The organism is Pseudomonas sp. AC070 (assembly GCF_979258635.1).
Genome location: NZ_OZ409871.1, coordinates 385,175 through 397,253 on the forward strand (window position 1 = coordinate 385,175; position 12,079 = coordinate 397,253).

The following is a 12,079-nucleotide window of genomic DNA, read 5'->3' on the forward strand; positions in this document are numbered from 1 at the left end:
GAGCATCTGATGATGCAGTTCGGCGGCATCAAGGCGCTGAACGATGTGAGCTTCAACGTTCAGCGCGGCTCCATTTCTGCGCTGATCGGCCCCAACGGCGCCGGCAAAACCACGGTGTTCAACTGCCTGACCGGTTTCTACAAAGCCACCGACGGCCAGATCACCCTGGACGCTCAGGCCAAGCTCACCAGCGTGGGCAAAATCATGGGCGAACCGTTCCAGGTCACCGACTTCGTGTCGCCGCCCAAATTCGCCAGTCGCCTGTTCTACAAAATGTTCGGCGGCACCCACCTGGTCAACCGCGCCGGCCTGGCGCGCACGTTCCAGAACATTCGCCTGTTCAAGGAAATGTCCGTGGTGGAAAACCTGCTGGTGGCCCAACACATGTGGGTCAACCGCAGCATGTTGGCCGGTGTGCTCAACACGCCCGGCTACCGCCGCGCCGAAGAAAAGGCCCTGGACACCGCGTTCTACTGGCTGGAATTGGTTGACCTGGTCGACTGCGCCAACCGCCTGGCCGGTGAGCTTTCCTACGGCCAACAACGCCGTCTGGAAATCGCCCGCGCCATGTGCACGCGCCCGGAAATCGTCTGCCTCGACGAGCCGGCCGCCGGCCTCAACCCCGCCGAAACCGAAGCCCTGAGCGGCATCATTCGGCGCTTGCGCGAAGAACACCAGATCACCGTTCTGCTGATCGAACACGACATGGGCATGGTTATGAGTATTTCCGATCACATCATCGTGCTCGACCACGGCGCGCTGATCGCCGAGGGCAACCCGGAAGAAATCCGCAACAACCCGAAAGTGATTGCCGCCTACCTGGGCGCCGACGAAGAGGAAGTGGCATGAGCAAGCCGATCCTCGAATTCAAAGACGTCGACGTGTTCTACGGGCCGATTCAGGCGCTGAAGAAGGTCAATCTGCACATCAACGAAGGTGAAACGGTGAGCCTGATCGGCGCCAATGGCGCGGGTAAATCCACGCTGCTGATGTCGATCTTCGGCCAGCCGCGCGCCACCAGCGGCAGCATCGTCTATGGCGGTATCGACATCACCGACAAGTCCTCGCACTTCGTGGCGTCCAACGGCATCGCGCAATCGCCGGAAGGGCGCCGCGTGTTCCCCGACATGAGCGTGGAAGAAAACCTGCTGATGGGCACCATTCCGATTGGTGCCAAACACGCCGACGAAGACATGCAGCGCATGTTCGACCTGTTCCCGCGTTTGCTGGAGCGTCGCAACCAGCGCGCCATGACCATGTCCGGCGGCGAGCAGCAAATGCTCGCCATCGCCCGGGCACTCATGAGCCGGCCGAAATTGTTGTTGCTGGACGAGCCGAGTCTTGGCCTGGCGCCGATTGTGGTTAAACACATTTTCGCCACCCTCAAGGAGCTGGCGAAAACCGGCATGACCATCTTTCTGGTGGAACAGAACGCCAACCACGCCCTGCGCCTGTCGGATCGCGGCTACGTGATGGTCAACGGCGAAATCCGCATGACCGGCACCGGCCAGGAACTGCTGGGTAACGAAGACGTGCGCAACGCCTATTTGGGCGGGCACTGATAGCGCGCCTCTTGTGAGGCGCTTTTTAGATTTCGATACTGCCCTTTGCAGCGTCGCCTGCATCGCGGCTAAAGCCCCTCCACACAATCTGTGGGAGCGGCTTTAGCCGCGAGCTCTTAGCGTCCACACAAGGGCACCAGGAGCACGTCACATGCACACCCTCCGTTTCTTCACCAACGCCGACGTCGCTTGCGCGCTGGATTACGCCCCGCTCATCGAAGCCCTGCGCACCGGCTTGGCCGTTGCCTGCGAGGCGCCCGTGCGCGGCTGTCACGACCTGCCGCACGACGCCAGCCTGTTGCACATGCCGGTGTGGCAAAAAGGGCAGGGCATTGGCGTCAAGCTGGTCACCGTGTTTCCGCACAACAGCGCGCGCAAGCTGCCTTCCGTGGCGGCCGTATTCACGCTGTTCGACGACGAAACCGGCCTACCGCTGGCCCTGCTCGAAGCCTCGGAAATGACCGCCCGCCGCACCGCCTGCACCTCGGCCCTGGCGGCCGACTATCTGGTGCGCCAGGACGCCGAGCGGTTGCTGATTGTCGGCAGCGGCACGCTGGCCGCGCATATGGTGCGCGCCCATTGCTGCGTGCGGCCGTACCGCCACATTGAGATCTGGGGCCGCAGCCCGGAGAAGCTCGCGCCCCTGGTGGCGCAGCTGCAGAGCGAGGGCTTTCCCGTCTTTGCCAGCAGCAACCTGCAAGCCAGCGTCGAGCAGGCCGACAGCATCACCTGCATCACCACCTCGCGCGAACCGCTGGTGCTGGGCGCCTGGCTAAAACCGGGAACGCACCTGGACTTGGTCGGCGCCTTTCTGCCGAGCATGCGTGAAACCGACTCAGCCGCTGTTGGCCGCGCACGAATTGTGGTCGACACCCGTGAGGGGGCGTTAGAAGAAGCGGGCGATCTGCTATTCGCCCTGGCCGACGGTGCCATCAGCGAGCAGGCGATTGCCGTGGAGCTGCGGGATTTGCTCAATGGGCGCGGCCAGCGTCTGAACGCAGACGAAATCACCCTGTTCAAATCCGTCGGGTTTGCGCTGGAAGACCTGATTGCCGCCAAGACACTACTGGCTCAGCAGCCGGCCCTGTGAACTGTCCCCAAAAGCTGTGGGGCGTTCTGTGGATAAGGTGGGTAAAGCTGGCGAGGAGCCGCTGTTCACGGGGTCTGGCGACTCCTGCGGGTTTTTTGTACAGCGCTGCGTTTTGGACCAATTTTAACGCTAAAACAACGCCTTAGCTCGGCTGTCATGGTTTGCAGCGCCTACGTCGTCTTCGTCGCACAACTTGCCCCCAACAACTGTGGGCAGCGCTGTGGATAAGCGCGGTAGAAATCTGTACAGGCCAGTGGATACAAGGCTTACAGCGCTTTGTGCAGTTATTGATCAATCCTCCGGAAGCGCCCGTTACGGCATATCCACAGCGCTGGAGCAAGCTATTTCCAAGCTGCGCCCGCACTTTTGCACATCGTCGCGTTTTGGCTGTGGACGGACCGAAAGGCCTTGCGCTTTTGCCGCACATTCGTAGGCGCCATCGGCCACTGAGAGAACTGTCCCCAAAACCTGTGGATAATTCTGTGGGCAAAATGGGGAAAGCTCGGTTTTAGCCGGAAATCGCGTGGGCTAGCGGGAATTGTAGATTTTTTGATCGACGTAATTTTTTCTCGCGAAACAGCGATTTACCTGGCTTTCCGAGCCTTAGTGCAGTAGCTCGGTTGGTTTTTGTGCGCAGCTGTGGGTATGTACAGTGGTTTCCGCCTGCTGTGAATATCGGGCGACAATGCGGGCAAAAATCAAGGGCTTTTCGACGATCTATCCACAGCTTCGTTGGGGCACCGGCGATACTGTCCCCAAAAGCTGTGGGGCGTTCTGTGGATAAGATGGGTAAAGGTGGCAAGGAACGCCATTTCACGGGGGCTGTGGAAAATAGGCTATTTTTTGATCAGCTGCGTTTGTTTCGCAAAAACAAGTAGTTATTCACGCTTGGGCAACGCAACCCACCGTTTGCCGAGTTTCCCCCAATCTCTGTGGGTAGTGCTGTGGATAAGCATGGGAGCGTTAGCCAGCGCCTAGGAGTGGCGTGGCCTGGCGGCATTTGTACGTTTATTGAGCGGGTCGCCGAGCGCCACGTTTAGCTCAGTTATGCACAGATGCTGTCAACCGATATTCGCGTATTTTCAGGGGTTTACGAGAAATGCATGCGCGCCTGTGGAGAAGTTATCCCGTCAGGCTGTGGATTGACTTGTGGATAAGCTGGGTAAGACCCGGCTTGAACCTATCCTGGCGCGGCCTGTGCGTATCTGTACGTTTTATGCCCAACGCGTTAGCCACGGGATAGATGTGGCGCGGTTAGACGCTGCCCAGCCCTTGCCAGTGTTTCGAGCCGATAAAGATAAAGCGCAATTGCTGCGTCATCTTGGCTTGAGGCGTGAGGTGTTCCGGGAGTTCCAGCGCCAACGGGTCGATCAGTTCGGGCAGGGTGGCGAATACGGTCTTTACCACCAGGTCAGCGATCACCGCTTGGGCGGCGACATCAAGGTGGGGAAGTTTGGGCATATGGCCCAAGTCACTCACCAGGTCGGCGGTGATGCCTTCGCGCAACGCGCCGATGGCTTGGCGCACATTCTTTGAGCCACCGTACTGCTCGCGCGCCAGGAATAGGAACTGCGAGCGGTTGGCTTCAACATTGGTGAGGAAGATGCGCACCGAGGCGTCGATTACGCCGCCCATTTGCATTTCGTTGTGGCGAACCTGGCGAATGGCTTCGCGGAAGGTTTCGCCCACTTCGGTTACTAGCGCCAGGCCCAGCTCATCCATATCGCTGAAGTGCCGGTAGAAACCGGTGGGCACAATGCCCGCATGCCGGGCCACTTCACGCAGGCTCAGGCTGCCGAAGCCGCGACCGCTTTCCATCAAATACCGCGCGGCATCCAAGAGCGCTTGGCGCGTCTGCTGCTTCTGTTCGGCACGAGGTGACATGCGTGGCGCGGTTCCCTGCGGTGGTGTGCCGCGCACTCTAGCAAAAGCATTTACGTGGCGTCGAACCAGGCGGCCAGTCGTTCACTCAGTGCACGACTGTTGACTGAGATTCTCCGCTCTGGCAGTTTGGTGCACGCTTGTGCACTCAAAGCTTCTGTCTTCAGGTATGTCCATGACCCTTATCCCTTTTGTCGTCGCGCGCCGTAGCGCTCGCTTTCTGGCGCCGCTGCGTGCGTTAGTGACGCGCGGTTGGCTGCGCGAAGCCAGCGTCGATGCCGTGCTCGCCCGCTTGCACCCCGCGTGGCGGTTGAACCGCGTGTTCGCCCGCGTGCTCGACCGGCGCTGGGTGGCCGACGACATGCTGGCCCTCACCCTGCAACCCAACGGCAACTGGCGTGGCGCCGGGCCGGGCCAGCATATTCAGGTGTACCGGGAACTGGACGGCGTGCGCCTGAGCCGCAGCTATAGCCTGACGGCGGTGAACGCAGACGGCAGCCTCGAAATCGCAATCAAACGTCACCCTGGCGGGCGCCTGTCGAACCGCCTGCTGGACCACCTCGCCGTCGGCGATGCCCTGGAACTTGGTGAGCCGTTCGGCGAATTGGTGTGGCCCAATCACGCCCAGGCCGTGCTGTTGTTGGCGGCGGGCAGCGGCCTGACGCCTTTGTTGGGCTTGCTGCGCAACGCCCTGGGAAAAGGGTTTAACGCGCCGGTGGAGTTGTTTCACTACGTGCGCGACGCCGGCCAGCATGCTTTCGCCTCTGAATTGCAAGCGTTGCAGCAGCGTTACCAGAACCTGCACGTGCGACCGATGCTTACTAGCGAGACCGGGCGCTTTTCGCCGGCCCATCTCGACGCTTTCGCCGCCAGCGACGTGCTCAGCTGCGGCCCGTTCGGCTTTGTCAGCGCGGTTAATGAATGGTGGAGCAGCACAGCGCCACGTTCGCCGCTGCAAGCCGAAGCCTTCAGCCCACCCGAATTAAACACCAACGCCAGTCACCGTTCCGTGCTGATGCGCTTTGCCCGCGCGCAGCAAGAGGTAGTGGGCGACACCCGTACCTCGCTGCTGCAACAAGCCGAAGCCGCTGGTTTGCGGCCTGCCCATGGGTGCCGGCAGGGCATTTGCGCCAGCTGCACTTGTCTGCTGCTAAGCGGCACGGTGCGGGACCAGCGCAGTGGAGCGCTGCTGAGCGAGCCGGGGCAGGCGATTCGGCTGTGTGTGAGCGTGCCCATGGGCGACGTGGTTGTGGATATTTAAGGAGAGCGCCATGCGCAATGATCGCCCGTTAACCGACAGCGAGCTGTCCGCCTTCGCCGCTGAGCTCGACGACCTCGGCCGCCGCACGCGCGCCGACCTGGGCGCGGTAGATGCCCGCTACATCCGCCGCCTGCGCAGCGTTATTCGCCTGTGCACCGCCGCCGGGCGAGGCTTGTTGTTGCTTGGCTGGTTCCCGCCCACGTGGCTGCTCGGCACCCTGTTGCTGGGGCTGGGCAAAATTCTGGAAAACATGGAGCTGGGCCATAACGTGATGCACGGCCAGTACGACTGGATGAACGACCCCGAATTCAGCGGCCGCACCTACGAATGGGATATCGCCGGCCCTTCGGACTTCTGGCGCCACACCCACAACCACATCCACCACACCTACACCAACGTGCTCGGCATGGACGACGACATTGGCTACGGCGTGGTCCGCCTGTTCCCCGAACAACGCTGGAAACCGTTCTATCGCTGGCAGCCGCTGTGGGTGACGTTGCAAGCGCTGCTGTTCCAATACTCCGTGGCGGTGCAGCACCTGCGCTTGGACAAGGTTTACAAAGGCAAGATGAGCCGCGACGAATTGCGCCCTTTGCTTCGCGTATTCACCGCCAAAATCGGACGCCAATGGTTCAAGGATTACCTGTTCTTTCCCGTTTTAGCCGCGCTGATCGGCGCGAATGCCTTGGCGGTACTGGCTGGAAATGCCGTGGCCAATCTGCTGCGCAATTTATGGACGTTTCTGATTATTTTCTGCGGCCACTTCACCGAGCGCGCTGCAGTATTTCCCCGTGAAGTGGTGGAAAACGAAAGCCGCGGTCACTGGTATTTGCGCCAGCTGCAAGGCTCCAGCAACCTTAAAGGCGGCAAGCTGTTCCACATTCTCAGCGGCAACCTTAGCCACCAAATCGAGCACCATCTGTACCCCGACGTGCCGGCCCGGCGTTACGCCGCCATGGCCGTTGAAGTGCGGGAAATTGCCCGGCGTTACGGGCAAACCTACAACTGCGGCAGCCTTGGCGCGCAGTTCGCCACGGTGGTGCGGCGTATCTGGGTGTACCGCAAACCCAACCCGCCAACCTCACAGCCGGCGTAACGGCAGTTGAATCATTTCGCCATCAAACCGTCGATACCTCTATAAGACGGCCCCCCGCAGCTCGCAAAGGGCTGCGGTTTATGGAGTGGTGTGGATGACGTTGGCCCGTAAGGTTGTGCTGTGGTTTCTGGTTATTTTCCTCGCGGTGATTGCCATTGCGCTGGTGGTGATCGCCACCTTCGACTGGAACCGCGTGAAGCCGCGTATCAACGAGGCCGTCAGCGAACAGCTCGGCCGCCCGTTCGCCATCAACGGCAACCTGGCCGTGCTGTGGGCCCGCGAACAGGACGAAGGCGGATGGCGCGCCTGGCTGCCCTGGCCGCATTTTTCCGCCGAAGACATCACCCTCGGCAACACCGAGTGGGCCAAGGCGCCGCAGATGGTCAGCCTACAGCGCGTGGAGTTTCGCCTGGCACCGCTGCCGCTAATCTGGCGCACCGTGAGCATTCCGCGCATTGATCTGACCGGCCCCACGGCCAGCCTTGAGCGCCTCGCCGACGGGCGCAACAATTGGACCTTCACCTTAAAACCCAGCGACCCCAACGAGCCGCCATCGGAATCGCCGTGGGTGGTCGACATCGGCGCCATTGGCTTCGACAAGGGCCAGGTTGAGGTCAACGATCAGAGCCTGAAAACCCAGGTGCAATTGGTGATCGACCCGCTGGGCAAACCGGTGCCGTTTACTGACATCGTCAAAAAACCAGGCACCGACAAAGCGGCTCAGCCCGAGGCGACACCGCAGGACTACGCCTTTGGTTGGACGCTCAAGGGCCAGTACAAAGGCCAGCCACTCAATGGCTCCGGCAAGGTCGGCGGATTGCTGGCGTTGCAAGACAGCCGCCAGCCATTCCCGGTGCAAGCCAACGTGCAAATCGGGGCGACCAAAATCGCCTTGGCCGGCACGCTCACCGACCCGAAAAATTTCGGCGCGCTCGACCTGCGTCTGCAACTGGCCGGCACCAGCCTCGGCAACCTGTATCCGCTCACGGGCGTGACCCTGCCGGACACGCCGCCGTTCGCCACTGACGGGCACTTGCGCGCGCAGCTGCGCGATCCTGCCGGCATGCAGTTTCACTACGAACAGTTCAACGGCTCGATTGGCGACAGCGACATTCATGGCGACCTCAGCTACATCGCCGGCCAGCCACGACCCAAGCTCAGCGGCGCATTAACCTCCAACCAATTGCGGTTCGCCGACCTGGCGCCGCTGATTGGCGCGGACTCCAAATCGGAACAAAAAGCCCGAGGCGTGACCAGCAAGCAGCCCAGCGACAAAGTGCTGCCCGTGGAAGAATTCCGCACCGCGCGCTGGCGGGACATGGACGCCGACGTCAACTTCACCGGCAAGCGCATCGTCCACAGCGAGAAGCTGCCCTTCACCGACCTCAACGCGCACGTGCTGCTCAACGACGGCACCCTCAGCCTGGAACCCCTGCGCTTCGGCGTAGCGGGCGGGCAACTGAACGCCACCATTCGCCTCGACGGCAGCCAAACGCCCATGCAAGGCAAGGCGAAGCTGAGCGCGCGCAACTTCAAACTCAAAGAACTGTTCCCCACCTTCGCGCCGCTGCAAACCAGCTTCGGCGCGCTGCAAGGCGACGTGGACATCAGCGGCACCGGCAACTCCGTGGCGGCGTTGCTGGGCACGGCCAACGGCGATGTGCGCATGTTGATCAACGACGGCGCCGTCAGCCGCGAGCTGATGGAACTGGCGGGCTTGAATGTCGGCAATTACGTGGTCGGCAAACTGTTCGGCGACAAAGACGTTCGCATCAACTGCGCCGCCGCCGACACCGGGGTGAAAGATGGTCTGCTGACCACGCGCCTGGTGGTGTTCGATACCGAGAACGCGCTGATCCACGTCGACGGCACCGCCAACTTCAAAACCGAACAACTGGACTTGACCATCGACCCGCAATCCAAAGGCGTGCGCATCATCTCGCTGCGTTCGCCGTTGTACGTAAACGGCCCCTTCAAAAGCCCCAACGCCGGCGTGAAAACCGTGCCGCTGTTGGCCCGTGGTGCAGGCATGCTGGCGCTGGGTGCCATCGTGGCGCCGGTGGCAGGTTTGGTGGCGTTGGTGGTGCCGAGCAGCGGTGGCGATCAAGTGAACGAATGCGCACCGCTGCTGGAAAAGATGAAGGCCGGGAAATTGTAAGCGGTTAACGGACCGCCGCAAAAAAGCCCCTCTCCCCAACCCTCTCCCGCAGGCGGGAGAGGGGGCTGATTGAGCAAAACCGGATTATCGGGCTCCCCTCTCCCGCTCGCGGGAGAGGGGCCGGGGGATAAGGGCCGGTGGAGAGTGCCGGCCTTTAGGCATTCGCCGCCAACACCGGCAGCCTCGCCAAACGCACCGACACCGCCAATGCCCCCACCAGCAGCGCGGCGATAAACACGCCAACGCCCAACCAGCCAAAGTGATGCCAGAACACGCCCCCCACTGTGCCGGCCACGCTTGAGCCCAAGTAGTAGCAGAACAGGTACATCGACGAGGCCTGCCCCTTGGCCACAAACGCGCGCCGGCCGATCCAACTGCTCGCCACCGAGTGGGCGCCGAAGAAGCCGAAGGTGAACAGCAGCATGCCGACGACGATCACCGGCACTTGCGGCAGCAGGGTGAGTAGTAAGCCAGCGAGCATCAGTACGATGACTGCCCACAGCACTTTGCGGCGCCCGAGTTTGTCGGCCAGCGAACCGACCCACGCCGAGCTGTAGATGCCCGAGAGGTAAACCACCGAGAGCAAGCCGACCACCGCCTGGCTCATGTGGTACGGCTCGCCCAGCAGCCGGTAGCCGATGTAGTTGAACAGCGTCACGAATGCGCCCATCAACAGAAACGCTTCAAGGAACAGCCACGGCAGCCCAGCGTCGCGCAGGTGCATGGCGTAGTTGCCCAGCAGGTTTTTCAAGTTCAGCGGCGTGGCGCGAAAGTGTTTGGACTCCGGCAAGATGCGCCAGAACAGCAGGGCGCCGAGCAGCGACAGGGCGCCCAGCGAACCAATGGCGACGCGCCAGTTAACGAAGTCGACCATCACCCCTGCGATCAATCGCCCGCCCATGCCGCCAATGGCGTTGCCGCCGATGTACAAGCCCATCGACAAACCAATAAAACGCGGATGAATTTCTTCGCTCAGGTAAGTCATGCCCACCGCCGCCAGGCCACTCAGTGACAAGCCGAGCAACCCGCGCATCAGCAGCACGCCGTGCCAGGTCGGCATGCAGGCGCTGGCCAGGGTGAACAGCGCGGCCGACAGCAGGGAAATCACCATGATCTGCTTGCGGCCAAGGGCGTCGGAAATCGGCCCGGTGATGAGCAGCCCGATGGCCATCATGATGGTCGAGATCGACAGCACCAAGCTGCTCTGCGCGGCGTTAAGGTCAAACTCGGCAGACAGCACCGGCATCAACGGCTGCACGCTGTACAGCAAGGCAAAGGTGGCGAAACCGCCGGCAAACAAGGCCAGCGAGGTGCGGACAAATTGCGGGGTGCCTTTTTCGATAAAGGCTTCGGTTTGTTCAACCGTGCTCGCCACGTCGGCCGCCGCATCGCGGGCGGCATCAAGTAGGGCAGGGGAAGCGGAACGGCGCACACAGACCTCGTGAGAAAGAGCAGTGCGCACAGAATAGTAATCGCGGTTTATTATCTCCAATATATTGTTCGTGTCGTTTGATCTGTTTAGCGACTTAATCCGTCGCCGGAGACTGCCCATGGAATTGCGCCACTTACGCTACTTCGTCGCGGTTGCTGAAGAGCTGCATTTCGGCCGTGCCGCTGAGCAACTGGGCATTTCCCAGCCGCCGCTTAGCCAGCAGATTCAGGCACTAGAAGAAGAGATTGGCGCGCGGTTGTTTGAACGCACCAATCGCCGGGTTGAACTGACTGAAGCGGGCCGCCTGTTTCTCGATGAAACCCGACAGATTCTCGCCCATGTCGAGAAAGCAACGCAGATTGCCCGCCGCGCGCAGCAAGGCGAAATCGGCGAGTTGAATGTCGGCTTTACCGCCTCGGCGCCCTTCACCTCGACCATTCCGCGCAGCATCCTCGCATTCCGCCAAGCCCATCCGGACGTGCACCTGAGCCTGCGGGAAATGAGCAGCCGCGTGGTGATTGAGGCGCTGTTGGAGGAGACCGTGCAGGTCGGCGTGATTCGCCCGTTTGCGTTGCCCGATACCATCACCGCCGTCGAACTGTTTCGCGACCCGCTGGTGGCGGTGCTGCGCGCGGATCATCCGTTGGCACAGGGAAGCGAAGAAGGCATTTCCATTGCCGCGCTGGCCGATGAACCCTTTGTGTTTTTTCCCCGCAGCTACGGCACCGGCTTGTACGACCAATTGATTGGCCTGGCACGCAATGCCGGGTTCAGCCCACGCATCGCCCAGGAGGCGAGTGAAGCCATGACCATCATCGGCTTGGTGTCAGCAGGTTTGGGCGTGTCGATGTTGCCGGCATCGTTCCGGCGCACGCGGGTCGATGGCGTGGTGTATCGGACGTTGCTCGATGAGGGCGCCACGAGTGCGGTGTGGCTGGTGGTGCGCAAGGATCAGCAGGCGCCGCTGGCCTTGGCCTTTGTTGAGCAGGTGACGCGGGAGGCGGCCGCGTTGCAGGCCGAGCGACGATTTGGAGAGGTCTGACTGACGCCCAAAGACTCATCCGAAATTCTTGATCCCGAATTTCAAGCCGAGCGCGAACGCGCAAAAGCGTGTCACGGCTTTTCAGCCGTGACACGGGGGCTTACTTAACCGAAGCCAACTGCGCTTTCAGCGCAACGCCGGCCATGATGGCGCCAGCGTGGCATTCGTAGTTCTGCGGGTTTTTGTATTCAACGCCTTTGTAGTTGCTGGCGATTTCGATCACCGCATTGGCGCCGGCTGCCTTGGCGGCGTTGGCCAGTTTGATGATGGCCGATTGCATGGCCCAGGCGCAGGCTTCTTCGTCAGACTTGTTGAAAGCGTTGGTCTTCTGGTTGGTGGTGATCTGTGGGTTGATCACGTTCACTTTGCCAGCGGGCTTCTGCCCTGCCATGTAGAACTTTACCGAGCCATCCAGCTTGCCGGCAGCGGTCGCCTGAGCGATCGCGGTTTCCAGTGGCAAGTAGTGCGTGGTGTCGCGCGCCTGGCTGATGCCGGGAATAGCGGCCAGAAGCAGGGCTGCGGCGGTGAGGCTTTTCAAGTGCATAGTCGTCTCCTTG

The 12,079-nt window shown here is 61.3% G+C and carries 10 protein-coding genes; 7 read left to right on the forward strand and 3 right to left on the reverse strand.

Annotated elements, in window-relative coordinates; all coding sequences use genetic code 11:
• The first annotated feature begins 9 nt into the window (after positions 1-9).
• The 3 genes from ACZZ0Q_RS01610 (at position 10) to lhpI (ending at position 2,652) form a co-directional block, all read left to right on the forward strand.
• Positions 10-849 carry an ATP-binding cassette domain-containing protein gene (locus tag ACZZ0Q_RS01610; protein WP_463542253.1) on the forward strand — a complete coding sequence of 280 codons (840 nt, stop codon included), beginning with the start codon at positions 10-12 and terminating at the stop codon, positions 847-849.
• Positions 846-1,562 carry an ABC transporter ATP-binding protein gene (locus ACZZ0Q_RS01615; RefSeq protein ID WP_463540323.1) on the forward strand — a complete coding sequence of 239 codons (717 nt, stop codon included), beginning with the start codon at positions 846-848 and terminating at the stop codon, positions 1,560-1,562. Before ACZZ0Q_RS01610 ends, ACZZ0Q_RS01615 begins: the two co-directional genes overlap by 4 nt.
• A gap of 151 nt (positions 1,563-1,713) precedes the next feature.
• Positions 1,714-2,652, forward strand: a complete 939-nt coding sequence (lhpI, locus tag ACZZ0Q_RS01620) for a bifunctional Delta(1)-pyrroline-2-carboxylate/Delta(1)-piperideine-2-carboxylate reductase (RefSeq protein ID WP_463540322.1) — start codon at positions 1,714-1,716, stop codon at positions 2,650-2,652.
• 1,254 nt (positions 2,653-3,906) lie between these two features.
• Here the strand turns inward: lhpI and fabR are convergent.
• On the reverse strand, positions 3,907-4,536 hold the full coding sequence (gene fabR / locus ACZZ0Q_RS01625) for an HTH-type transcriptional repressor FabR (RefSeq protein WP_463540321.1): 630 nt from the start codon (positions 4,534-4,536) through the stop codon (positions 3,907-3,909).
• 172 nt (positions 4,537-4,708) lie between these two features.
• On the opposite strand from fabR, the gene ACZZ0Q_RS01630 reads away from it, so the two are divergent.
• The 3 genes from ACZZ0Q_RS01630 to ACZZ0Q_RS01640 all read left to right on the forward strand — a co-directional run bounded on the left by ACZZ0Q_RS01630 (position 4,709) and on the right by ACZZ0Q_RS01640 (position 9,048).
• Positions 4,709-5,794 (forward strand): ferredoxin reductase, encoded by a 1,086-nt coding sequence (locus tag ACZZ0Q_RS01630; protein ID WP_463540320.1) that lies wholly within the window; start codon positions 4,709-4,711, stop codon positions 5,792-5,794.
• A gap of 10 nt (positions 5,795-5,804) precedes the next feature.
• Positions 5,805-6,890, forward strand: coding sequence for a fatty acid desaturase family protein (locus ACZZ0Q_RS01635; RefSeq protein ID WP_463540319.1), 1,086 nt, complete (start codon positions 5,805-5,807; stop codon positions 6,888-6,890).
• A gap of 94 nt (positions 6,891-6,984) precedes the next feature.
• Entirely contained in the window at positions 6,985-9,048 is a 2,064-nt protein-coding gene (locus tag ACZZ0Q_RS01640; protein WP_463540318.1) for an AsmA family protein, read from the forward strand.
• A 154-nt stretch (positions 9,049-9,202) separates the two neighbouring features.
• Here ACZZ0Q_RS01640 and ACZZ0Q_RS01645 read toward each other — a convergent pair whose 3' ends face one another.
• Positions 9,203-10,480 (reverse strand): MFS transporter, encoded by a 1,278-nt coding sequence (locus tag ACZZ0Q_RS01645; RefSeq protein ID WP_463540317.1) that lies wholly within the window; start codon positions 10,478-10,480, stop codon positions 9,203-9,205.
• Positions 10,481-10,598: 118 nt separating this feature from the next.
• Here ACZZ0Q_RS01645 and ACZZ0Q_RS01650 point away from each other — a divergent pair, with 118 nt between their 5' ends.
• Positions 10,599-11,522: a LysR family transcriptional regulator gene (locus ACZZ0Q_RS01650; protein WP_463540316.1), complete on the forward strand. Its 924-nt coding sequence runs from the start codon at positions 10,599-10,601 to the stop codon at positions 11,520-11,522.
• Positions 11,523-11,622: 100 nt separating this feature from the next.
• Here ACZZ0Q_RS01650 and ACZZ0Q_RS01655 read toward each other — a convergent pair whose 3' ends face one another.
• Positions 11,623-12,066, reverse strand: coding sequence for an excinuclease (locus ACZZ0Q_RS01655; protein WP_122491913.1), 444 nt, complete (start codon positions 12,064-12,066; stop codon positions 11,623-11,625).
• Positions 12,067-12,079: the final 13 nt, after the last annotated feature.